Origin of the sequence: Edaphobacter sp. 4G125, assembly GCF_014274685.1 — a bacterium.
Taxonomy (GTDB): domain Bacteria; phylum Acidobacteriota; class Terriglobia; order Terriglobales; family Acidobacteriaceae; genus Edaphobacter.
Window position 1 is genome coordinate 2,759,913 of sequence record NZ_CP060393.1, and the last position, 23,696, is coordinate 2,783,608.

At 49.7% G+C, this 23,696-nt stretch carries 19 protein-coding genes and 1 tRNA gene; 2 read left to right on the forward strand and 18 right to left on the reverse strand.

Annotated features, from left to right (window positions below):
- Positions 1–89: 89 nt before the first annotated feature.
- Together H7846_RS11520 and H7846_RS11525 are read right to left on the reverse strand one after the other, a co-directional pair.
- Positions 90–1,193 carry an efflux RND transporter periplasmic adaptor subunit gene (locus H7846_RS11520; protein ID WP_255460583.1) on the reverse strand — a complete coding sequence of 368 codons (1,104 nt, stop codon included), beginning with the start codon at positions 1,191–1,193 and terminating at the stop codon, positions 90–92.
- Between the two features lie 184 nt (positions 1,194–1,377).
- Positions 1,378–2,067: a queuosine precursor transporter gene (locus H7846_RS11525; protein ID WP_186692243.1), complete on the reverse strand. Its 690-nt coding sequence runs from the start codon at positions 2,065–2,067 to the stop codon at positions 1,378–1,380.
- A 116-nt stretch (positions 2,068–2,183) separates the two neighbouring features.
- Here H7846_RS11525 and H7846_RS11530 point away from each other — a divergent pair.
- Positions 2,184–2,261: transfer RNA gene (locus H7846_RS11530), tRNA-Glu, on the forward strand.
- A gap of 516 nt (positions 2,262–2,777) precedes the next feature.
- Here H7846_RS11530 and H7846_RS11535 read toward each other — a convergent pair.
- From H7846_RS11535 to H7846_RS11590, 14 genes are all read right to left on the reverse strand, one after another.
- Positions 2,778–3,089, reverse strand: a complete 312-nt coding sequence (locus H7846_RS11535; protein WP_186692245.1) for a hypothetical protein — start codon at positions 3,087–3,089, stop codon at positions 2,778–2,780.
- Positions 3,090–3,151: 62 nt separating this feature from the next.
- On the reverse strand, positions 3,152–4,708 hold the full coding sequence (locus H7846_RS11540; RefSeq protein ID WP_186692247.1) for an RHS repeat-associated core domain-containing protein: 1,557 nt from the start codon (positions 4,706–4,708) through the stop codon (positions 3,152–3,154).
- Between the two features lie 145 nt (positions 4,709–4,853).
- Positions 4,854–5,753 carry a universal stress protein gene (locus H7846_RS11545; RefSeq protein ID WP_186692249.1) on the reverse strand — a complete coding sequence of 300 codons (900 nt, stop codon included), beginning with the start codon at positions 5,751–5,753 and terminating at the stop codon, positions 4,854–4,856.
- Positions 5,754–5,793: 40 nt separating this feature from the next.
- The gene (locus tag H7846_RS11550) at positions 5,794–6,741 is read right to left on the reverse strand and encodes a LysR family transcriptional regulator (protein WP_186692251.1); all 948 of its coding nucleotides are present in this window, start codon (positions 6,739–6,741) and stop codon (positions 5,794–5,796) included.
- Positions 6,738–8,129: a TolC family protein gene (locus tag H7846_RS11555; protein WP_186692253.1), complete on the reverse strand. Its 1,392-nt coding sequence runs from the start codon at positions 8,127–8,129 to the stop codon at positions 6,738–6,740. The genes H7846_RS11550 and H7846_RS11555 overlap by 4 nt, the downstream gene beginning before the upstream one ends.
- A 1-nt stretch (position 8,130) precedes the next feature.
- Positions 8,131–11,310, reverse strand: a complete 3,180-nt coding sequence (locus H7846_RS11560) for an efflux RND transporter permease subunit (RefSeq protein ID WP_186692255.1) — start codon at positions 11,308–11,310, stop codon at positions 8,131–8,133.
- Between the two features lie 101 nt (positions 11,311–11,411).
- Complete coding sequence (locus H7846_RS11565) at positions 11,412–14,615, reverse strand: efflux RND transporter permease subunit (protein WP_186692257.1); 3,204 nt, start codon at positions 14,613–14,615, stop codon at positions 11,412–11,414.
- Positions 14,615–15,829 carry an efflux RND transporter periplasmic adaptor subunit gene (locus tag H7846_RS11570; protein WP_186692259.1) on the reverse strand — a complete coding sequence of 405 codons (1,215 nt, stop codon included), beginning with the start codon at positions 15,827–15,829 and terminating at the stop codon, positions 14,615–14,617. The genes H7846_RS11565 and H7846_RS11570 overlap by 1 nt, the downstream gene beginning before the upstream one ends.
- A gap of 136 nt (positions 15,830–15,965) precedes the next feature.
- Positions 15,966–16,355 (reverse strand): hypothetical protein, encoded by a 390-nt coding sequence (locus H7846_RS11575; protein WP_186692261.1) that lies wholly within the window; start codon positions 16,353–16,355, stop codon positions 15,966–15,968.
- 887 nt (positions 16,356–17,242) lie between these two features.
- Positions 17,243–17,764, reverse strand: a complete 522-nt coding sequence (locus H7846_RS17980; RefSeq protein WP_255460584.1) for an NAD-dependent epimerase/dehydratase family protein — start codon at positions 17,762–17,764, stop codon at positions 17,243–17,245.
- Complete coding sequence (locus H7846_RS17985; protein WP_255460585.1) at positions 17,736–18,215, reverse strand: NAD-dependent epimerase/dehydratase family protein; 480 nt, start codon at positions 18,213–18,215, stop codon at positions 17,736–17,738. The genes H7846_RS17980 and H7846_RS17985 overlap by 29 nt, the downstream gene beginning before the upstream one ends.
- Positions 18,216–18,481: 266 nt before the next feature.
- Positions 18,482–18,592, reverse strand: coding sequence for a hypothetical protein (locus H7846_RS18130; protein ID WP_186696344.1), 111 nt, complete (start codon positions 18,590–18,592; stop codon positions 18,482–18,484).
- Positions 18,571–18,705, reverse strand: coding sequence for a hypothetical protein (locus H7846_RS17990; protein WP_255460586.1), 135 nt, complete (start codon positions 18,703–18,705; stop codon positions 18,571–18,573). The genes H7846_RS18130 and H7846_RS17990 overlap by 22 nt, the downstream gene beginning before the upstream one ends.
- Complete coding sequence (locus H7846_RS11590; protein WP_186692263.1) at positions 18,692–19,612, reverse strand: bifunctional heptose 7-phosphate kinase/heptose 1-phosphate adenyltransferase; 921 nt, start codon at positions 19,610–19,612, stop codon at positions 18,692–18,694. The genes H7846_RS17990 and H7846_RS11590 overlap by 14 nt, the downstream gene beginning before the upstream one ends.
- Before the next feature lie 208 nt (positions 19,613–19,820).
- On the opposite strand from H7846_RS11590, the gene H7846_RS11595 reads away from it, so the two are divergent.
- Positions 19,821–20,126 (forward strand): substrate-binding domain-containing protein, encoded by a 306-nt coding sequence (locus H7846_RS11595; RefSeq protein WP_186692265.1) that lies wholly within the window; start codon positions 19,821–19,823, stop codon positions 20,124–20,126.
- Between the two features lie 2 nt (positions 20,127–20,128).
- On the opposite strand, the gene H7846_RS11600 is transcribed toward H7846_RS11595, so the two are convergent.
- Positions 20,129–21,037: a hypothetical protein gene (locus tag H7846_RS11600; protein ID WP_186692267.1), complete on the reverse strand. Its 909-nt coding sequence runs from the start codon at positions 21,035–21,037 to the stop codon at positions 20,129–20,131.
- A 261-nt stretch (positions 21,038–21,298) separates the two neighbouring features.
- Complete coding sequence (locus tag H7846_RS11605; RefSeq protein ID WP_186692269.1) at positions 21,299–23,623, reverse strand: GH92 family glycosyl hydrolase; 2,325 nt, start codon at positions 23,621–23,623, stop codon at positions 21,299–21,301.
- Positions 23,624–23,696 lie beyond the last annotated feature (73 nt).

Sequence of the window (23,696 nt, forward strand, 5' to 3'; positions counted from 1 at the left end):
TACCGACGCGGCTGGCGCCAGGGGTGATACGAACGTACTCCGCAGCCTACAAATAGCACGCGAAGAGAAAACTGCACCGGTCCCTCTTCTTAGCCCATGGGCTGAACAGGAACACCCTCCTGGAGGAATTGCAGTCCTGAAACGATCACTTTATCCCCTGCCTGGAGACCCTCCAGAACAGGATAGGTATTCCCAATGGGCTCACCCAGCGTTACAGGAATCTGATGGGCTGAGTACCCTCCATCTTTCGGTGCAGCAACAAAGACGAAGGTCTGTCCACCAATGCGGGTGACAGCAAGTACCGGAATCACCGGAGCAGGCTTAGAATTCCAGGTAACCCTAGCCTTGACCAACTGTTGGGTACGAAGCCCTTTAGTCCCGCGCGGAATTGGCGCCTTCGCCAGAATACTCTGGAGACCATTATCTACCTGCGGGGAAAGGAAGTTAATCGATGTTTTTACCAGGCTCGTACCATCCGCATCGATAATATTGACGGGTAACCCTGTGCGAATCTGGGCAGCTCGTTCTGTGGGGATATAGATGTACGCCTCGAGATCGATATTTTCGTCAACAGTTGTCAGCAAGGTCGTGGGAGAAACGTAATCTCCCACATGAACAGGAATGTCTCCCACTACACCAGAAAACGGAGCTCGGATCTGGTAATACGCGAGCTGTTGCTGCTGGGTCGATGTCAACGCGGAGTTGGCTTCATAATCGGCTTTTGAATTTTCATATGCCTGGGTCGCTTGATCGAAAGCATCCCGAGAGACTACTCCTGCTTCGTAGAGCTTCCTCTGACGCTCCAGCTGAATTTTGTTGTAATCGTACAGCGCTTTTTTCTGCGCCTGAGTTCCCTGTTGCGATTGCACGGTCGCCGCCTGCTTCAGGGGATCGATCTGCATCAGAAGCTGGCCAGCCTTGACGACATCTCCCGACTTGACCAGAATGCGGGTAAGATTGCCATCCACCTGTGGCTGCATCGTAGCGGAACGGCGCCCCTTAATTGTCGAAACGTACGTGTCCGACGCGGGAACGGGGGAAAGATCCACGGCAGCCACTTTTACGGGCATCGCCTGAGCAGGAGCCGCCGCAACTTTTTCCTGATGGTTGCAACCAATAAGGGAAAAGGAAAAGGCCGCGCAGAGCAAAGACCAGCGGATAACCTTGAAATTGGAAGATCGAGTCTCGGACAAAACGTTTCTCCTCACAAATCACACAACACTACATGACAATTCTGCCGGTCTGCAAAAGATTGGACGGCTAGAAACAGCTCAGGATGTTCAAAATTCTTCTGATGCACAAACCTTTGAGTTCTATTTTGATGCTTCTCTCAATCGAAAGATGCGGAAAGAAATCCTCCTAAAACATCTTCATGCACTACTCTTCTGTGTTTGATCCCTGGGAAAAAGAAAAAGGGTTGAAATTTTCATGCCAATCAAAAACATCAACTCCTTCTGCTTTTTTGAGAAAGTGAATCACTCCATAGGTTAAGGGGGTAGCAAGAACTTCATAGCCAACCTTAAGAAAATAGCTCGTCGCTATCATATTCCCTATCACCGAGATAGGAACAATCCCTCCAAAAGTCATAAAAACGACAAGCGTCGTGTCGACAGCTTGCCCGATGATGGTCGAACCGATGGTTCGGGTCCATAACATTCGTCCCTGGGTTAAGAGTTTCAAACGTGCCATAGTGTACGAATTGGCAAACTCTCCTGCCCAGAATGCAGCTAGGCTGGCAGCAAGAATCCTCGGAATAAAACCAAAGACTGTTTCAAATGCCTGCTGATTTTGCCAACCAGGAGCAGGAGGAAGCATAATCGTAAGTTTTCCCACGGTATAGAGCAGTACGGTTCCCCAAAACCCTAACCAGATCGCTCGCCGGGAGGCTGCAAATCCATAGACCTCCGTGAAGACGTCACCGAAAATATAGGTAATCGGAAAGAGAAGAACTGCCCCGCTCACGGCAAATGGACCGATCTGGCAAACCTTTTGGGCCACCAGGTTCGAAACCAATAGAATGACTACAAAAGCGGTTGTAAGCGCATCAAGGTATTTATAGCGAGCCATATCGGAGGGCGGCACCTGGTCCTTGGAGTTGCAAACGCCAAAGTGCAGATCAGGCGGATGCCATAATCGTATCCCAATGTTATTCTTAACTCACGGCTTGAGCCGCCTTTGAGTGCGTCCCCGTCGTCTAGCCCGGCCCAGGACACCGCCCTTTCACGGCGATAACACGGGTTCGAATCCCGTCGGGGACGCCAAATAGAATCAGAGATATATAAACAAAACTAAATCTAAAACAAGGGCACTAAGCGAACAGTAGCGTTCACTGCATCATTGCAACAACAACTACTAACTGACAGAAAAAGGCCCCCCGAAACAGCACCGCCGTGTCGATTGGGTTGGAGATTGGAACCGGGGATTCAGGCCGCACGCCGCCCTCGCGCCGCAACGTGCAGGGCAACGGGCCATGACAAGCCGATTTCTTGCTAAGGGGAGGAGAGTCATCAAGTTACCCCTTCAGCAACCGCTGGTTCCTACCAGAGTAACCCGATTTTCAGCATTTTGCCCCTTAGCCGCCCGCTTTCAACACGTTCCCGCCGCAGTAACTTGCAGCAACCTCGCAGCAACCCGCGCGGGGTGACGTGTCGTCCTACAAGCCGCTGCCATAGGCAGCGCGCTTTTCTGATCGCACCGCCACAGCTCCCCGATGGAAGGCCACAGACGCAAGCAAGGCCGCCCCCGTAGGAACGGCCTGCGGCTCCTGCTCGTTGCCTCTACACGTTGGCCGCTTCGCGCGAGACCTCAGTCCAGCTCTCAGGAAGCCTACGCTCCGGGTGTTTGGGATCGACGAAGAGCACGTACAGCTCCCGGAGTCGCCCCTCGAACTGCGACAACTGGACGTTGATGGAACAGCCGTCCTCCGTCTGTATCCACAGCTCCCCAACTGACTCCCGCTGCGACTTCGCTTTAGGGTTCTCCGGTTCGGGTGCTTGCAGGACGAAGCTGACGCCTTCCTCGCCCGGCTCTTCGGCGATGACCTGGGTTCGGCTGATGTCCGCCTCTCGCCATTCATCGTTAGCCCTCAAGATGTCGCTTATCCAACCCCTCTCGCGTTCTGTCAGTGCTCTCGGCTCCATTGCTCCATCGCTCATTTCTGTAGGGCTTGGCCCATGACGTTCGAGACGACCACTCCATTTGCAGTGAACGCACCGGTGAACCGGATGAACGTCCCGGCCACTTGCACAACGCCTTGGAACGCAGACCCACCCAGCTTTTGGATCGCGCCAGAGGCTATAGCGGTTGCGATGGCGTTCTTGATCGCTCCTTGTTCTGCCAGCACTTGAGAGTGTCCCACAGCTATTCGCATTCCGTGGGCCAGCCTGAAGATGATTCCGCTGCGAGCTGCCGCAGTTCCAGCAGCGATCTCGCCTCCTGCTATTGCAGCGCCGACTCCGCCGTATGCGATTGTCGCTCCGATAGTGGCATACGTTACCGCCTTGTCCGCAGCGCCCAGCATTTGATAGCCCTGCGCGTTATTGCCCCAGTTGTAGGCGAGACCGGGATTGTCCGGGACCGGCGCTCCATTTAGCGAAGCAACTCCTGCATCCCCACCGCCAGCGTAAGGCGTATACCCCACGTTGATTCCGCCAGCACCATTGCCGGTGATAGAACCCACATCCACCGTGCCAGCGATATAGGTCTTGGTCTGCCCATCACCGATTTTCACGTTGTCGCAGTTTCCCGACGAAACCGAGACGTTCTCCGTCGTTTCGCTCGTTCGCGTTTGCACCACGCAATCGTGCCCATCAGGATCGGTGTTCGTCAGCGGATTGTTATGCACATAGCTGTAAAGATTGAGGCTCTGAGGGTTCTCGAAATCCGCACTCGGAACAGGGAAAGGATCGCTGCCGTCCCCCGTGAAATCCGGGGACATGAACCTTCCCATCGTACTTCCAAAGTACCTAGCGCCGAAGTTATCTAGACCTGATTCGGAGTCACGTTCTTTGCCAGTAAAGTGGATCGGATCTTTGCCGATGGCATTCAATGCATCCCCAAACGGAAGACTCGTATAGTTCTTCGGGTCAGCGTAGGAGCCACTGGCAAAATCACCTGCGCCACGGCTCTCGAAACGTTTGGTGCCTAACCAGTCTTTGCCTGCCCAATAAAACGTCGAGTCCTGAAATGGACCGAGGAATTCACCATCCGTATAGACCCGGTAATCTGCCTTATAAGGTTGGTTTTTAGGAGAAGCGTTCATGAGCGGTTGCCCGTCGAGAGTATATCGCCTCATTTGAACTCCAGTTGGGCCGCTTTCATAGATTAGCCTTCCTTCGGGATCATAGAGGTACTTGGTTGCGCCTCCAGTTCCAGAAGAGCTTATTCTCCCCTCGGCATCATAAGTGTATGGAGTCCCCAAATTGTCGAGGATGACGTTTCCGGCAGCATCGTAAACAATCCCCGTCGAACCATCGATTCGGTTATTGTTATCAACATTGAAGGTAACCTGAGGAGCTGATCCGGAGCCCGATGCGCTCTGAGAAATACGATTTCCAAATGCATCGTATGTCCAAGAAAGTGTCAGCTTTGCCTGGCTATTGGTAGCTGTTGTCAGCCGGTTCAGGTGATCATACTGATAAGTCCAGTTTCCGTTCGCGCTGTCAGAAGAATCAAGGACATTGCCATTCGCCTGATCCGTGCGAATCACGTAGTAGAGCTTCTTCCAAGCTAAGGGAACATTGTCTGGATAGAGAGCACCACCTCTCGAGCGCAACCCTAGGTCGCGATCTTTCAAAGCAGATAAACATGGAAGAGACTTCAAGAAAAAATGGGAATAGGTTGTAACTACTCGTCTAGATTGATCCATCGGCGATTGTCAATACCGCACATGATGCCATGGCAATGATTGGGAATGCACCTTTAGTTCTATTCTCCATTCCAAAATGCGAGTTTCGTTTGAGACCTAGCACCAATAAATCAATTTTTCTCTCATCAATATGCTTCAAAATTCTATCCTGTGCCTCTCCAACCTCCACGAATGATCGCGGATCACAGAATTCCTTTGCATGAAGCGGTACAGTCGCATCCAATGCACTGTAGAAGCGTTGCTGGATCTCATGAAGTCGATCCGGATGATCGATCTGGTCCGAGCGAACGACATGAAGAACATCGATCTCGATACCGTATGCCTCCGCAAAAGCGACAGCAAATGGTGCAGCATGGACACTTTCAGGGTAACCATCAGTGGCATAGAGTATCCGCCGAAAAGATAGCTGCTTGCTCAGAACCGCACTAACATGAGGTCCGACAGTCAAAGCAGGGCCATTGAAACGGCGAAGTATGCTTTCTGCCACAGATCCCAGAAGCAGTCGGTCAACTGCGTTACGTCCGTGAGTTCCTAGCACCACTAGAGCGGGTGATCGCTCATAGGCAAGCGCAGGAACAACTTCGTGAGGATCCCCTTCAAGGAGGATGGCCTCCGATTTCCCTTCTCCGCTGGGTAAAACTAACGCCGTATTTTTTAATAGATTCTCGAGGTCTGTACGTTGTTTACTTCGGTGTTTGCCGGTCTCGACCTCCACTTCCAAAGCAGCCTGGGACAAACTAAAGCAGTGAGTAACGATAAGATTGAGATGAAAATATACAGCCAAATTAGATGCATAGATGGCTGCTCCCTTTGATGCGGGTGAAAAATCAGTAGCAAATATGACCGATTCGATCAAGATGCCAAAACTCTTTCCGATAATTGACATCGCATCCCTCCTCGGGAAACCGCTAACAAAAGTACATACTTTATTTACGGAACTCTTTGGCATTCCCAACTCTCTTTGGTTTCGGCATTGAAATCCGCGAAAGTGAGCGCAATAGATTAAGCAATTCTGTTAGGGGGCCTCCATTTACTGGACCACCCAGTAAAACAATGCTCAGTTCCCGGGAGATCGGGCCGTTTTCCAAAGCAATCACTTTGACTGCTCCAGCTCTTAAAGATTTTTCAAGCGCCATTCTGGGAGCAAATCCGATGCCCAATCCAGCCTCAACTGAAGAAATGATCGCTTCGGTTGAATTCAAATCGATGGTTGTATGAAGCTGCTGACGCAATACCCCATTTCGTTCGAGATATTCTTCTACAAATCGTCGCATTCCCGATCCAGCCTCTCGCAACAAGATCGGTTCCTGAATAATCTCAGCGGCACGCAAAATCGATTTTTTGGCCCATCGATGGTTCAGCGGTAGAATGAGGCATAACTCATCCTCAAAAAATCGCTCGATTTTTAGATCAGGCCGGTGTGCGGGAGCCTCTATGAGACCAACCGAAACTTCATGGTTAATGAGTGCATTGAGGACGTCACTGCTGCTACCAGTTGACACATGAATCCTCAGTTTTGGCCACTCTCCAAGCATTTTGGGGAGGATCTTAGGCAATAAATAATTTCCGATTGTATGAGAAGCGCCAATATTCAGTTCGGATCCTTCTTTAATTCCAAAAGGCGCAAGAGCGGCAACAGCTTCATTAGTTAATATCTCGATTTGTCGAACATAATGTAAAAGTGTTGCCCCGGCTGGAGTAAGTTTGGCGTTACGCCCGATACGATCAAAGAGTGCAATCCCTAGCCCTTCCTCCAAGGTCCGCACTTGTGACGTAATGGCTGGCTGAGTTAGGTGAAGTTCCTCGGCAGCCTTACTGAAATTGAGTGAGTCGGCTACAACCCGGAACACATGTAATTTGAAATTTTCAATCAAGGCTGCACCCCCATTTGGAATCTCAATTCCGAAGTTGCAAAACCATATTGAGAACGGGCATTCGCGTTACCAATTGCTGCTTGAGTTTGCTGCAATTGGGCCTGACTCAATTCAACTATTGAGCTTAACCCGAGTTGATAGCGGGTTTGAGCAAGATCGAGTGCAAGATTCGCCTGCTTCAATAGTTCCGCTGCAACGGTAACACGCTGCAATGCAGTATTCGCATTAAGCCACGCCACCTTAACATCGCGGACAACTTGATCACGAAGCCGGCGAACTTTTTCAGAAGCAGCCTTCGACTGCAGCGCAGCCTCTTCCGCCTGTGCGTGATAACGAAATCCATTAAATATTGGAACGTTAACATTCGCTCCGATCGCACCATACCAGTTAGTAGTGAAATACTGACTGGACCCGAGTGGGGTTGCCCCAATGACTCCGAGCGCAGTGATCGTCGGCAATAACTGGTCGCGTTGGGCACGACTAAACTTTTGTGCCGCCTGCTCATCAAAACGCAGCGATTGCAAATCAGGCCTATTATCTAGGGCCGTTACGACAAGAGATTCAGGCTCAGAGGATAGAGCCGGCAAACTTCCACTATCGTCCTCAACCAACTGGAAATCTGTTTGCGTATCATAACCAAGCACCTCATTCAGTGCGGCCTTTGAAGCATCGAGATTATTTTGAGCATCAATCTGTAGCAATTTCGCCTGGGATAAATTTACCTGCACGAAACTTAGATCCAGATCAGACTTGAGCTTGGCGACGGTAAGCGCGCTAACCTGATCCACGAGCGACTGTCGCGCTGCGACGGTCTGCTGAGCGACGCTCAATGTTGCCTGCGCTTCAATCGTATGGAAAAATACCTGATCTGTCGCAAGGATAATATCCTCTCTACTCGCTTCAACATCCGCTAAGCGCGCCTTCTCTTGCAATCGCGCCGAAGCTACAAGATTTTGGGCGTGTCCGAAATCGGTGATGAGTTGGCTCAACTGAATTCCCATGCCCGCATGCTCTAATAAACGTGATGCGGCCAAAGAACCTGTCGAAATTCGACTTGCCTCATTCGCACTGACTGCGGTTAATTCTCCATTGAGATTGAGTAATTCATCGGCGCGCCGCTCACGGACCACCTGGTGTTGTACCTTTGCTAAAAGCTGGCTGATCTGAATTCGAGGATTGTTTGCCAAGGCAATTTGTTCAGCTTGTTGGCGGGTGAGCAAATTCGGCCCAGCAGCTAGTTGACCAGCGGGCGGGCTTGGAACCACCGCAAGGTTTTTCGGCGAAGGAGCATTCGGTAATTGCTGAGGCAACGGTGCCTGCGCTGCGCAGATCCCTGCACTACAGATTCCAAATGAAAGCATTAACAAAATGCCTCTTAATACCCACATACTAGGCTTCCTCCACCGTAACGCCGTCTTTTTTATGATGAATCAATAAATATGCTGCCGGGACGAGAAAAATCGTGACGGCAACAGAAACGGTGAGGCCTCCTAGGATCGCGCGTGCTAGCGGAGCATATTGCTCGCTACCAGGTTCGAGGGCAAGAGCCATCGGAATCAATCCAAGAATGGTTGCCAGACTTGTCATTAAGATAGGCCGCAACCGAACCTTACATGCCTCGATAAGTGCCTGCTTGAGCTCCATACCTTGCCTGTGTAAGGTGCCCACAAATTCTACGATTAGGATACTGTTCGAAACTGCGATGCCGGTCATCATTACTCCACCCATCAACGACATCACATTAAGTGTTGTTCTCGTTACCAGTAAGAACACCAAAACACCTGAGATCCCAGGAGGAACAGCAAGCAAAATAACAAGAGGGTCAGAAAACGAAGCAAATTGCGCCATAAGAATCAGGTAAACCAGAACCACTGCTAAAACTAATCCGATTGCAAAACTCGAAAAGGACGCCTGCATGTCACGTACAGCACCGAGAACATTTATGGTTACCCCCTCAGGGCGCGCGACAGCAGAAAGGACATTGTTTACTTCGCTGTTAGCCACGCTCAGGTCTTCCTTCTTCGGCATCACATAAATGTCAAAAACACGTCGAAGTTGATAGTGATCAACTTCAGTCGGCGTATTGATCTGTTTGATATCTGCTACAGAGTCCAATGGTGTAGTTCTGGAAGCGCTGCTGGAACGCAATGGAATTTGCATGAAATCCGTCAGCGTCTTGATTTGTGTTTCGGGATACTGAACCGTAAGCATATAGCTATTCCCTGTTACGGGGTCGACCCAAAAACTCGGCGCGATCATACCGTCCGAGGTAAGTGCAGTGATAACGTTGTCAACAACGTCTTTGGGAGAAACACCGACTAAGGCAGCATGTTCTCGGTTGATATTAAGTTCTAGACCGGGATAATCAAGATCCTGTGGGACCAGTACATCGCTGACGGAATTGAGCCCCCGTAGTCTTTTCGCGATAATCTGGGCCAATTGATACGATTCCTTTAGGTCGTTTCCCCCAATCTGAATATCAATCGGAGCAGGTTTCCCTTGATTAACAACTGAATCGACCAAGCCGCCAGCTTGAAAGTAAGTGGCCACATCTGGAAAGTCTTCTGCTAGCTTCTGACGCACCTTCTCCATGTACACATAGCTACCAATTTTATGGTCTTCTTTCAGGCTGACCTGAATGAAAGCAGTGTGCATCCCGGAATTCGACGTGTATATAGCGGAGAGATCCGGGGTAATACCAATATTCGAAACGATGATATTTAGATCAGAAGGGATCACTACGCTTCGTATATCTTGCTCCATCTTAGCGATATACTCGTTAGTTAATTCAATCCGAGTCCCTGCTGGAACCTTCACATTGATGACAAACTGGCCGGGATCAGTTCGAGGAAAGAATGCCTTCCCCATGAATGGATAAATCATAAAGCTGAGCAGAACCATCAGAGTAAAACTGCCCACAACTAATGCCGGACGTTCTAGACACCGAGACGTCGTAGCTTCATACCAAGATTGAAGTTTGTGAAACCCTCTATTGAACCGATCTACAACTGACTGAAACACTCCCTGTTTTTTGGAGAATTCGCCTGTAAGCTCTGAATTTTGACTGCCCAGCTGCCCTGCTCCATGTTCATGGCCCGACTCCAAACGAATGAACCGAGCGCAGAATAACGGAACCACTGTCATCGCAACGACATAAGACGCAAACAATGCAATGACCACTGCTAAAGCTAAAGCAGTAAAAAGATACTTGCTGACTCCATAGAGCATCACGACAGGAAAAAACACAATACAAGTGCTTACAGTACCGGCCAGAACAGCGAGCTGAACTTCTTTTCCGCCTCGTTCCGCGGCAACGACTGAATCTTCCCCCATTTCCATATGTCGGAAAATATTTTCTAGCACTACAACGGAATTATCGATCAAACGGGAGAGAGCTAGCGCTAACCCGCCCAGCACCATAGTATTGATCGAACTCCCTCCCAGGTTCAGCACGAGAAACGTTGCGAGACAGGAGATCGGAATGGATAGAAGAACTGCGACGGTCGCTCGTAAATTTCCAAGAAACAGGAGAATCATCAAAGCCGTCAATACAAGTCCGATCGTGCCTTCGTTGATGACATTCTTCACCGCAATTTTTACGAATACAGACTGATCGAAAACAACATTGGTCTTAAGAACTTTGGGAATGTCTAGCAAATTTGCGACAGCTCGCTTAACACCGTTAACGATAGTGATGGTGTTGGATTTTCCTCCTTGCTTTAGCACGGGAATATATACGGATCGTTGCCCATCAACACGCACGATGTTCGTTTGTAGTTGTCCAGAGTCTTTAGCCTCACCGATGTCAGCAACCATCACGGAGGAGTTTCCTACCGTCTTCAAGGGAAGATCATTGATTTCGTCGACAACAGGAACCTGACTATTTGCGTAAATGTTGTAATCTTTGGGGCCGATACGAACATCACCCGCCGGTAAGATCAGATTCGATTCATTGAGGGAATGCACCACATCCATGACGCTCATTTGATGAGCTTCGAGCTTGACCGGGTCAACATACACCATAATTTGCCGGTAGCGTCCGCCATAGGGTTGCGGTACGGATGCTCCAGGTACATTTGCCACCTGATTACGAACACTGAACTGAGCGAGATCTTTTAGCTGAGTTTCATTGAGCCCCTGGCCCTTGAGGGTGATTAGACATACCGGAAGGTTGGACGCATCGAATTTGAGGACGACAGGAGGCAGGGTGCCAGGAGGCAACCTGCGAAGATTTGCCATGGCTAAGTTAGAGATATTACTTACTGCAGCATTGGCGTCCGTTCCCGATTGGAAGTAAATCTTGATGAGGCTGACCCCTGGTAAGGATCGGGACTCGATATGGTCGATGCCACTACCAAGGGTAAAAAATCGCTCATAACTATTGGTAATATTGGACTCAATCTGTTGCGGTGGCATGCCGGCATAGAACGTTGCTACAACTACTACAGGGATATTCACTTCAGGAAACAGATCTACCGGCATGCCAACGACCGTGGTTATCCCAACTACGATAATGATGAGACACATCATCAACACAAAAAATGGATATTTGATAGCGAACGAGGACATTAGTTTATTCGCCTTTCAGTTCGAACCAGAATGCGATTGATAAAACATCCGAGGTTCTGCTTCGTGCGTGAAGAAGCTTGGCGTGAACCATAGCTCCCGATCTATACAACGGCTGCTTCACGGTTGGCCTCCTTTGCGACAGAGGACTCTTCCTCTTTGTGATGGATGAGAAGATAAGCGGTTGGAACAAGAAACACGGTCACCACACCTGACACAGTGAGACCGCCCAAGATAGCCCGAGCAAGCGGTGCGTATTGCTCGCTCCCAGGCTCGAGGGCGAGCGCCATCGGAATAAGCCCGAGAATTGTCGCTAACGTCGTCATCAAAATTGGACGTAAGCGAACCTTACAAGCTTCCGCAAGAGCTTGCTTCAGCGGCATATCCTCTTTGCGTAGAGTACCGACGAACTCAACAATCAAGATACTGTCCGATACTGCAATTCCAGTCATCATGACCACCCCCATCAGAGACATAACGTTGAGTGTCGTTCCTGTCACCAAAAGGAAGATGAGTACCCCTGATAATCCGGGTGGGACCGCCAGCAAAATGATGAACGGATCGGAGAGCGAAGCAAACTGGGCCATCAGAATCAGATAGACCAGTACGACAGCTAGCACAAGTCCTATACCGAAACTTGAAAAGGACTGCTGCATATCTCGTACCGATCCTTGAACTTTCACAGTCACGCCCTCGGGGCGTTGAATGCCATTAAGAACTTTATTAACCTCTGCCCCGACCCGACTCAAATCTTCCTTCTTTGGCATGACATAGATATCGAATTCACGACGAAGTTGATAGTGATCCACTTCGGTTGGAGTACTAATCTGCTTAATATCAACACCTGATTCCAGTGGTGTCGTTGCGCTCGTTGCCTGAGAGCGAAGGGGGATCTGCATGAAGTCTGTGAGAGTCTTGATCTGCGTTTCGGGGTACTGAACCGTCAACATATAACTGTTTCCGGTTTTAGGATCGACCCAGAAACTCGGGGCTATCATACCGTCAGATGTAAGGGCCGTAATGACGTTATCCACCACCGACTTGGGGGAGACACCTAATAGTGCCGCCTTTTCTCTATTGATGTTCAGCTCCAAGCCGGGATAGTCCAGGTCTTGCGGAATAAGAACATCATTCACTGAATTCAATTCACGAAGCTTTTCAGCAGTCGATTGTGCTAACTGATACGTTTGCTTTAAATCGTTTCCTCCGATCTGAATATCGATCGGTGCCGGTTTCCCTTGATTGACAACTGAGTCAACTAAACCGCCCGCTTGAAAATAAGTGGTAACGCCGGGAAAATCCTTGGATAATTCCTTCCTCACCAGTTGCATATAAGCATAGCTACCCGTCTTATGTTCTTCTTTCAGGCTTACCTGAATAAACGCGGTGTGCATCCCTGAATTCGAAGTGTAAATCGCCGACAAATCGGGAGTAATTCCGATATTGGAAACGATCATGTTCAAATCGTCTGGCGCAACAACCTTACGAATGTCATCTTCCATCTTCCCGACGTAAGTATCCGTGAGTTCAATTCGTGTTCCTGCCGGAACTTTTACATTGATGACAAATTGACCAGGATCAGTCCGCGGGAAAAAAGCTTTTCCGAGAAAAGGGTAGAGAGCAAAACTGAGCACCACAAAAAGGCTGAACCCTCCAACTACAAGCTTGGGATGATCCAGACAAACTGCAATAGCCTTCTCGTATCTGATCTGCAAAGCTTGAAAAGCTACGTTAAATCTTCGGATTATGGCGTGAAATATCCGGTATTTATTCGAGGTATTGGCTGAAGATTCTAGACTGTCTTCTATAGCTAACTCGCTGCTATATTCATATCCTGGATCAATGCGAATAAAGGTTGCACAAAAAAGCGGAACCACAGTCATCGCTACAAGATACGAAGCGAATAAAGCAAGTACTACAGCCAGCGCCAGGGCAGTAAAGAGATACTTGCTCACACCATACAAAAGCACGACAGGAAAAAACACAATGCAGGTACTTACGGTCGCCGCCAACACCGCCAACTGCACTTCCTTGCCTCCACGTTCTGCGGCAATAGCCGATGCCTCTCCCATCTCCATATGGCGGAAGATATTTTCGAGCACAACCACCGAGTTGTCTATAAGGCGAGAGAGCGCCAAAGCGAGGCCGCCTAGCACCATCGTATTAATTGAGCTTCCTCCCAGATTAAGAGCCAGAAATGTCGCAAGGCAGGAAATCGGAATAGACAACAATACTGCAATCGTTGCACGTACATTCCCCAGAAAAAGGAGAATCATGAGAGCCGTTAGACAAAGGCCGATCGCGCCTTCGTTAATAACATTCTTAACTGCGATCTTCACGAACACAGATTGATCGAAAACAACATCGGTTTTAAGTGCTTTCGGAATATCGAGAAGATGAGCTACAGCTTTCTTCACACCATCAACAATCGTGATGGTATTGGAGTTCCCTCCCTGCTTTAGCACAGGAATATATACAGAATGCTGCCCATCGACCCGCACGATATTCGTTTGAAGTTGGCCAGCATCTTTTGCCTGTCCAACATCCGCAACCATTACCGACGCATCACCGACGGTTTTTAAAGGTAGATCATTGATATCCTCAACTACTGGCACTTGGCTGTTCGCATAGATGTTGTAATCTTTCGATCCAATGCGAACATCACCTGCAGGCAAAATGAGATTGGATTCATTGAGAGCATGGACTACATCCATCACACTCATCTCGTGTGCTTCCAACTTGACTGGATCGACGTACACCATGATCTGCCGATAGCGTCCGCCATACGGCTGCGGCACAGAGGCGCCAGGAACGTTTGCAACTTGATTTCTAACGCTGAACTGGGCCAAATCTTTTAATTGAGTCTCATTAAGACCTTGACCTTTTAGCGTGATAAGGCAAACCGGTAAATTTGATGCATCGAATTTAAGAACTACAGGGGGCAAAGTGCCGGGAGGTAATCGGCGCAAATTCGCCATGGCGAGGTTGGAGATATTGCTAACTGCCGCGTTGCCATCTGTACCCGGTTGAAAGTAGATTTTGATAAGGCTGACGCCAGATAGAGAGCGGGATTCGATATGGTCAATTCCACTCCCCAACGTAAAGAATCGCTCATAACTGTTGGTAATATCCGATTCAATCTGTTGCGGTGGCATTCCCGCATAAAATGTCGCAACGACAACCACCGGAATATTAACTTCAGGGAATAAATCAACTGGCATTCCTGCGACAGTGGTAAAACCAACGATGACGACAATTAGGCACATCATCAGCACAAAAAACGGGTACCTAATGGCGAAGGAAGACATTAGTTCCCGTCTCCATCGTTCGGCATTAGAACAGAAGCCATCTTCGGACGAACAACTTGTCCAGCCTGGTAGTTGGTTTGAGCAGAGACAATGACTAGTTCGTTGTCGGAAAGACCATTTGTAATTTCTGCCTTGTCCGCACCCTGAATACCCAGGGTTACAAGTTTCTTTCGTACATGGTTGGTGCTATCAACCACCAGGACATATGGCTGGGACTCCCCCTGCACGATTGCCTGGATTGGTATGGTAAGCACATGATTGCGCTGCTGCAACGAAATGACCGTCTCGGCATACATTCCCGGGCTCAGAGCCAACGTAGAATTTGCAACGTCAACCTCTGCAAGCATGGTCCGCGTTGATGGATCGAGCGCACGGGCAAAGCGAACAATCCTTCCGACGAAGGTCTTTCCCGTTGCTTGGACCTTAACTGTAACTTGACCGCCATCTTGAATATAGGGAACGTCTGATTCAGGGACCGGCATTCGTAAGCGGAGGACATCACTCTGTGCAATCCTCACCAGAGGCATAGCCTGAGTATTTGAGGCAGTTCCAGCCTGAATCAGGGACCCTGTGTCGGCATAACGCATTGTAATAACCCCATTAAACGGGGCTGTGACAGTCGAGTAGTCTGATAGCGACTGTAGGCGTTGACTATCGGCACGAGATACCCCTAGTCGTTGTTCAGCAGCTGAGAGAGCGGATTTAGCTATATTGATGCGGGCTTCAGAATCTTGGTCCTTCGCTCGAGCATCGTCTAATTCCTGCTCTGCGATCAATCCGGGCCGTTGCTTCGCTGCCTGTTCAAGTCGCGTATATGCCGAGTGTAGTGCAGCATGATTCGACTGGGCCGCAACGACCTCACTTTGAGCCCTGGCTATCTCTGATTGACTGTGCCTGACTTCAGCTTGGGCCCCTGTCAGCTGCGCGGTTAGCTCTGGAATCTCCAGCGTTGCGATAACCTGACCAGATCGTACCCGATCCCCGATGTCGACATTGATATGACGAACATATCCCGAAACTTTTGCGTGTAGCTCAACATCCTGATAAGGCTGGAACTGTCCTGCGACTGTAAGAGTGCTGGAGAGATTCTCACGAGTAACGCGAGCCACAGCGGCGCCGGCAATATCAGAGGTGTTCGCCTCCGATGTTGTGCCTTTGCATCCAGCAAACATCAGACTCGCCAGGAGATACAGGGCGATAATCCCTGCAGACATCAAGGAGGATCTCTTTTTCATGTCGTAAACACCGTATTCCGTCAATGCAGCATGAGAAGATAATTGCGACCTGTCCTATAGAAAGGGCAAATTACAACATTCTGAGCCATGACTCAGGGACTAGGATGTACTGGAATTAATTAAGATAGGAAGTAGTAGGAGGAGGGCGAAAGAAGAAAAAGCTTTGACCTTGGGGTCGTCGAATTCGTTTCGTATTCTGTACGTCTGAACGAACATACGAATACTCATGCTCTTCGCGAACGCACGAGAGGATGCTCACCCACCAAGCCAACGCAGTAATAAAGATCGGAATAGCAGCAACTGCGAGTTCTGTTACGTTCACCGAAGTGGGACGTTCCTTTTGAGAAAGCAACTTGGCAGCTGCCATGGGTGCTGACGCTTTAGCCGGAAGATTATACAGAGAGAGCTTGTACTGAGATCCCCATGAAAACACAGCAGCTGCAAGAAAAAGCATCCCAAGCGTCATTAAGTGGGAATACCAGCGTCTTGTGTCATCAAGAGTCATGGAAATCTCGTGCGCGGCCGGCAAAGGAAATCAATTCGCTAAAATTGCTTCACGATCCTCACCTGTCATTATGCAGCAAATTTTGATCTTCGGAAAAATGAATTTACTTATTGAAGATAAATAAATTTTATAAATTTCCTATATGAATCTCTTCCAACAGAATTTGACTCATCGTCTGTACGTTTCCTAGCATCGCTGACCGAATTGGCTTTGTGAAGCCACAGAATGATCTATGGTATGAGACGAATCCAGCGATCCACTCGTCACGTCAATAATTCCGTTGTGCTGTGGGCGAGTTAATCATCAATAAGATCCGATGCCTGCATGTTTTAGGAGACTTATTACCAGATGAAGATGGATCGGATGGGTATCCTGCGTGAGATTGGCCAGATTCCCAAATTTCAACTGAATTCAGTTTCGACTGCTCTGTTACCGGATTTGCCCAGCGCTTCCGGTTTAGAAGTATTGTCATAGCCATACCGCTATCATCATCCAACTGATTTAAGATCATCACCCGCGTCGTACTGCTCGTTCTTCGTTAATCCACTCGATCGAACGTAAGCTCTTCGGAAGTCGCCTCGTATCTCTACTCGTTCTTTGTCGACGCGGAACTGCATCAGTCCGAGGTCGTCGCTCTGAAGGTGACATTTTCTCCGCGTACATGGCTGAAATCGACGATCAAATCTGTACGCTCCGCTAGAGCGGGACAAGCCGGGTCAATTCGACAGGAGCTGCGAGGAGCCCTTGATCGCTCCCGATAATGTTGAAAGCCTTGCCCGTTTGAAAAGAGCCAGAAACAAACTGAATAATTGGGCATCGCTCCACGGCCAAGCCAGTTACGACTTATGTCCAAGTACAGTTCTCATCCGAACCCTCAGGTGAGAGTCTCACGCTTCCTGAGGCAAATAAAAATCCTGCACATATTCTCGGACAGCGTCCTCCAGAAGCGTAAAAGTCCGCATGTATCCAGACTTCCGCAGTTTTGAAATCTCCGCCTGCGTAAAATACTGATACTTCCCACGCAATTGTTCGGGCATCTCGATGAACGTAATCTGTGGCTGTACCCCCAAGCCAGCATAGACCGCGAGCACCAGGTCTTTCCATGTTCGAGCCTGCCCTGTGCCACAATTGAAAAGTCCGCCAGCTTCGCTGTTGAGAGCAAAATGAAGCGTCACATCTACAGCATCCTTGACATATACAAAATCCCTCATTTGCTCGCCATCTGCATACTCTGGGCGATAGCTACGGAATAATTGAACCTTTCCTGTTTGGCGTATCTGGCTATAGGCTTTAGAGACAACTGATCTCATATCTCCTTTGCTGTCTTCATACGGGCCGAAGACGTTAAAGTATTTGAGACCAACAATGCGATCTAACAGATTATGTCGGAGCACCCAAAGATCGAACATGTGCTTCGAATACCCCATACATATTCAAAGGCTTGAGGTGCGGCGTAATCGCATCATCGTCCGAATACCCCAACTCTCCGTCACCGTACGTTGCAGCGCTCGATGCGTACACGAACCGCGCCCCAGTTCGAATACACCACTCACATAGCTGGCGCGTGTAACGATAGTTATTTTCCAATAGAAAGTCTGCATCGCATTCCGTCGTCGCACTGCTCGCGCCCAGATGAATTACACGCCCTACCGGCTCCAGTCTTCCGCTCTGTATCAAATCAAGGAAGTGTGCAGGTGAAACCAGATCTTCGTAACGCAGACCGAGCAGGTGTTTCCACTTGTTATCCGCACCCAGCACGTCAACTAGCAGAATGTCCTCATGGCCACGACGATTAAGCTCTTCCACAACATTGCGGCCGATGAAGCCCGCCGCTCTTGTCACCGCAATACGCCCATTCATCGCTTCACCTCTGCATATGCTCGCAATACCTTCTCGATCACTCTTGTCGTCGATCGCCCTTCAACCATCTCAGCTACACAACACGTCCGTCATAAAGCTCCACGATCTCACGACCACTGACATAGCATGCCCAATCCCTTCACCATCACCTGTGGAAGAATCTTGCAAATCAACTCTTTCGACTCATCTTCACGAACAGAACCGCATAGTTGATGGATTGCAGAGAACCAACCATATAAGCACGATCTTCTTTAGAGTTAACTGGCCTAGCTCTCCCTTGTTCGACGCACTGACGTATCCGTGCTCAAACCAGCTACCAGAGCATCACCCTGGGAACACGCAAATGCCAGGTATGCTACATGGCCACGATGCAGAATATCGAAGCACCCATTGTGAACGCCGACTGCTTGCCTTCAGCTACGAGGCGATCACGTTCCGCAGGCATCTGCTCCGCAGCCAGAATGGCCGGCTCTGCTTTAGTGCATTCCACGCGCATTCTCCGCTGCTACTCGCAAAATCTCTTCTGGACTAGCCGTTCCAGTCGTGCGAATCTTCTGCACAGTCACCATAGCTGCGAGGTTCGCCAATTCGGCCGCCATCCTGGCGGACTGTCCACTACCCAAGGTTGCCGCCAATGCTGAAACTACGGTGTCTCCTGCACCTACGGTATCGACTTCGCCTGAGATATAAATGCCCGGAACATGACCCGCATCATCCCCTGCAGCAAATACGATCCCCTGCATACCGCGCGTTACAAACGCCGGCTTACCTGTGCGTCCCTGTAACTCACGTACCTGCTGAAGGGAACGGTCAAGCGATATCTCTTCGTCGTGAGCTTGCCCAAGGCATCGGCTTGCCTCCACGCTGTTTAACTTCAGTACAGCTGGCGCAAACTGTTCAGCTTTATCACGCGCATCAACTATGAATATGACCTCGGGCAGGGACTCTATCAGATTATTGACTCTCTGCATCATATGACGTGTCATCACGCCGCGGGGTACCTGCTGGTTAAGAATGACAACATCGCTCTGCCTGGCTGCAACTTCCAATTGGTCAGTCAAAGTATCGAGGTCTTTATCGCTAAGATCGTTGAAGGAACCGAAGTCGATACGGTTGCTTTCCGCACTTCCTATGCGCGGCTTTGCGTATACCATCGTCTGCCAGTCCTCTTGTAGTAAAAAGCCATCCATCAGAATGCCGAAACTCCGCAACAGATCGACCATGCGCGAACCAAAGACATCGAGACCTGCCACTCCCACTGCACGTACAGCACCTACACCGAGACTCACAAGATTGGCAACCACATTCCCCGCCCCGCCCAGCGAGTACTGTTGCTCACGAACTCTTCGTATCAAAAGCCCCGTCTCTACCGAAAGCTCCTGTTCTGCTTCATCCATGATCCAATACGCGTCGAGGCAAAAGTCCCCGAATACAGTCACTCGGGCACTACGTAATTGTTTAAGGGAGGCCTGAATATCACGCATATTGATATTTGTTTTCACAGAAGGAACTTGTAAAGTCATAACCGACAGCTTTCGTTGTAAAGAAACTCCATCTACCGATGGCAACTCGCGTTACTATAGCCAGAACGCTCGTCTAAGGTCTATGCATAGACAGTATTTTGTTGTTTTTAACAGGTTCTGCGCAAACGATCAGACCGCCGCACTCCTCTTGCGTACACTCAATACTCTCGGCGTCGGCGTACCCAGTCAGCTGCTCGTGGCTGGATTCGATGATGTGCAGTATGCCACATTGCTTTCTGTTCCACTCACTACGATTCGACAGCCTTGTCGTGAAATCGCTCGAGCTGCCACACTTGCTCTCATCGAGCGTATTGCTGATCCTGCTATTCCTGCCCGTGAAATCCTGCTGCCGGTCGAGTTGATTGTTCGAACTTCAACTAATATCTGAAATTATTGAGCAATAGTAGTCTTTCGCATCGGTTCATTCCACCCACTTAAAGAATCATTGAACGCACGCATAAACTCTGCCTTGATCAGCAGGTGATCGCTTCCAGGCGATGGATCCACATAAACTGATATCGCTTTGAATGGCATTTTCCCCCATGCATTAGGCCATGCCATCACACAATCGCTTCGAATGCCTAGCCTTGCAGCAGGATGTTCGGGTGCCAGAGTCGTACGAATGCTCCTTGGCAGAAAATCCTTCGCTCCACTGTCTCGGTAGATCTGGCAAACATGGCCTTCTTTGTCTGGATTGAAATCTGCCATGAATAGAACGCCATCATGTTCTAGGCCTTGACGCTGTAGAAAGCTGGCTGCTGTTTTTGTGCTTTCCAACTGTTCCGCTTGCGAGGCTCCATCACGTGTCCAGAACCCGTGATGTGTCGCCACTCTCACCCCATGCGGCCAACCCGGGACCATAACGGTACTGGCAACCACCACCCTATTCTGCGTGGCTAATACAAGGCGATCTGATTCTAGTGGGTCGCCTGTCCGTGCGTTCTTCTCATCTACCCCCTGGAGATCTCTGATCTGCCCATCTCCCCAGGTATGTTCTACTTCCATCGCATTCATAGGCCAACGAGAAGCGATGCATAACCCCAGCAACTCGCGCTGACCAAAGAACCACCCATTAGTCATCGGCACGAAGCAGAAGTACGGCAAAGCACATAGCGAGGACACAAGCGAAACTCGAAAATCTTGTAGGCAGAGCACGTCGGGAACATCGACGTCTGAATCGGAAAGACTTCGCAACCAGCGCAGCGACCGCGCTTCTTCTTCTCGGCTCTTTCCAGCGAATCTCGCCCCGTTTAGCGACCACGCTCTTAAGAACGACGGACCACGCATCTCCATGCGCATGATTCTCTCTTTCACTCTAAGAAGAGCGTACCTGTAATCGATGTCACATGTCCTATTTGTTAAAACAACTTTCTTCTGTCCAGCTAACAGAAGAAATGACTGTTGAAACAAATTGGCATGATCTCGCTCACTGATACACCAACCGATTTTGCGGATCTTCAGGGGGCGTTCTTCGTCTCTGGGAAACCATCGACCAATTACCACAAATTGAACCGCTATAATAATAGCGAAACAGGCAAATGGATACGCAGGCGAACCTCTTTACTTTCTGAAAGTCTCGTCCGACATGGAAGGTGGAGGATCACCCGTATCCCAATGTGCAGGTCGAGCGCCCATAGTCAATCTCAATTCGCCGCCGGCCATCAGCTGATCGTGAGTAAACCATGACCGATGATACGGTTGGTCGTTCCACGTTGCATTCTGAATGTAAATATTCGTAGGCGAGGTGTTCTCTGCGACAACAGAAAACGTCTTCCCATTCCCTAACTTTAGTGTCGTCTGAGGGAACGTTGGCGAGCCAATCAGGTAAACATCCTGTGCCGCAACCGGGAAGAAGCCCATCTGATTGAAGACCAGAAAAGAGCCCATCGCACCAGAATCGTCGTTTCCGGGTAAGCCGTTTACACCTGTATGATAACTCTCCGGAAGGATCGCTCGAATGGTCTTTGCAGAATTGCTCTGCTGCCCGATCCAGTTATAAAGATAAGGAGTCAGAAAGCCCGGCTCATTTCCCACGTCATAACGGTAGCGCTCCTCTAGACCAGGAGCGAAGAAGATATCCAGGCGCTCCTTAAAAACCTCCGGCCCTCCTGCCATCTTGATGAGACCCCGAACATCCTGCGGAATATAGAGAGAATACGTCCAGGTGCTGGCCTCATAAAAATTATCCTGATACCAGGTGCCTGTCAGATGAGGATTGAAGTTTTCCTTCCACCTGCCATCAGCATGACGAATCCAAATGAATCCCTTCACATCCCCCTGTGCCGTGTGATCGACAGCATCCGCATCCCACAGTTTCTTCCAATTCTCTGCGCGCTGCATAAATTTTTCAGCGTCGGCTGCATGCCCCAGGCCCTTGGCCATCAGGGCAACAGCATAATCGTTCGCAGCATACTCCATGGAACGCGATCCCGGACGATCGGGACCACCAGCCGGATCGGAGTGTTCGATGGAAAGATATCCAAGTCGCTTCCAATCCTCAATATCTCCTCGACCGAAACGAATCGGGTCTGTTGACTCCACATCAGCATCGTGAACCATCGCCTTATAAACATGCTCCCAATCAAGCCCCGGTAGATGCTTAAGAAAAGCATCGGCGAACATCATCTCCGCATCCGATCCACCTTGCGTCCTTCCCGAAAAGTTACCCGAGCGGCCGTCGAGAAAGAAGCCTTCGTGATCCTGAATCTCAAGTAGGGATTGCAGAATGGCTGTGACTCGTTCCGGATGTAACAGGGTAAGGAGAGGAGTTGAAGACCGGAATGTATCCCAGATACAATAAAAGTCGTCGTAATACGGCATACTGCTCTTCCATAGAGGATTTTCGCCTGTACGATCCACTGGCATGAGCATTGAGTGATACAGCCCCGTTGCAAACTGCTGCCTCTCATCCGGTGTTCCTCCATCGATCTTCACCGTTGAGAACTCTTGATTCCACGCTTCAACTGCTGCTTTACGCGTTCCCGCAAAATCAAATCCAGAAATCTCACTTTTCGCATTCTTCTTCGCCTGCTCAATCGATATAAACGATAGACCGATCTTTACCATGACCGGCCTTTCGCCTGAAGCAAAGGTCAAATAAGCCCCACTGCTTACGATTGGAGCGGGCTCAGGTATTGTTTTCATCGTAAAAGGCATTCGGTAACTGGCGGACTTTGATCCAGGCCGGATACTTTTTCCGTCTTCCCACGTTCCGCTTTCTGTCGCAGGCGTGTCGGTCACAAGATAGAAATAAACCTTCATCGGAGTGGTCTGGATATTCCACCCCATCACAGACGCTTGCATGCCAGCGATCTCGGTCGGCGATAGAACTTGAACGTCGGTCGAATAAACGACCTGGCTCTCGGGATAACGATGCGGCGTATCGTGCCTGCGCATCAACAAGTGTCCGACATCGACTAGCAGAGTCCGTTGCCCCTGAGAAGGATAGGTGAACCGATAGATGGGAGTTCGACGAGCCGTCGTAACCTCCGCGTGTATTCCCGTACCAGCTAGCTTTACCGAGTAATAACCCACCTCGGCATGTTCTTCCTGCCGGGGAGCGGAGCTATGCGCCGGATTGGCCTTCCCCATCATCGGCTGTACCAGGATATTTCCGTATTTCGGTCCACCTCCTGTTCCCGAAACATGCAACTGAGAAAACCCGTTGAGATTACCTGTGGCCTCCCACCCTGCATTGCCTTCGTTGTCTCCATAATCCGGACCAGGCTTTGCCATTCCAAACGGCAACGTTGGCCCCACAAAGACGTTTCCGCCATTCCCTGCTCCAAGCATCGGATCTACGTCGGCAGCATTCTGGGCGGTCAGAAAAGGGGTTGTTGCAAGGAAGAAGAAGAACGAGCCACAGCGGAGAAAACTTTTCATCATGGGATCAATCCAGAATTGAAATTACGCAGAAAAGAAATCAGCTTGCTCCTGTCGAAAGATCCTCGGCAGGAGC

Excerpts from the sequence above, each read along its gene's own strand:
- H7846_RS11545 (WP_186692249.1), bottom strand. The coding sequence starts at position 5,753 with ATGTCAATTATCGGAAAGAGTTTTGGCATCTTGATCGAATCGGTCATA.
- H7846_RS11560 (WP_186692255.1), bottom strand. The coding sequence starts at position 11,310 with ATGTCCTCGTTCGCTATCAAATATCCATTTTTTGTGTTGATGATGTGT.
- H7846_RS11555 (WP_186692253.1), bottom strand. The coding sequence starts at position 8,129 with ATGTGGGTATTAAGAGGCATTTTGTTAATGCTTTCATTTGGAATCTGT.
- H7846_RS11590 (WP_186692263.1), bottom strand. The coding sequence starts at position 19,612 with ATGGATGAAGCAGAACAGGAGCTTTCGGTAGAGACGGGGCTTTTGATA.
- H7846_RS11605 (WP_186692269.1), bottom strand. The coding sequence starts at position 23,623 with ATGATGAAAAGTTTTCTCCGCTGTGGCTCGTTCTTCTTCTTCCTTGCA.
- H7846_RS11600 (WP_186692267.1), bottom strand. The coding sequence starts at position 21,037 with ATGCGCATGGAGATGCGTGGTCCGTCGTTCTTAAGAGCGTGGTCGCTA.
- H7846_RS11570 (WP_186692259.1), bottom strand. The coding sequence starts at position 15,829 with ATGTCTGCAGGGATTATCGCCCTGTATCTCCTGGCGAGTCTGATGTTT.
- H7846_RS11525 (WP_186692243.1), bottom strand. The coding sequence starts at position 2,067 with ATGGCTCGCTATAAATACCTTGATGCGCTTACAACCGCTTTTGTAGTC.
- H7846_RS11575 (WP_186692261.1), bottom strand. The coding sequence starts at position 16,355 with ATGACTCTTGATGACACAAGACGCTGGTATTCCCACTTAATGACGCTT.
- H7846_RS17985 (WP_255460585.1), bottom strand. The coding sequence starts at position 18,215 with ATGAATGGGCGTATTGCGGTGACAAGAGCGGCGGGCTTCATCGGCCGC.
- H7846_RS11595 (WP_186692265.1), top strand. The coding sequence starts at position 19,821 with ATGCATAGACAGTATTTTGTTGTTTTTAACAGGTTCTGCGCAAACGAT.
- H7846_RS17980 (WP_255460584.1), bottom strand. The coding sequence starts at position 17,764 with ATGTTCGATCTTTGGGTGCTCCGACATAATCTGTTAGATCGCATTGTT.
- H7846_RS11565 (WP_186692257.1), bottom strand. The coding sequence starts at position 14,615 with ATGTCTTCCTTCGCCATTAGGTACCCGTTTTTTGTGCTGATGATGTGC.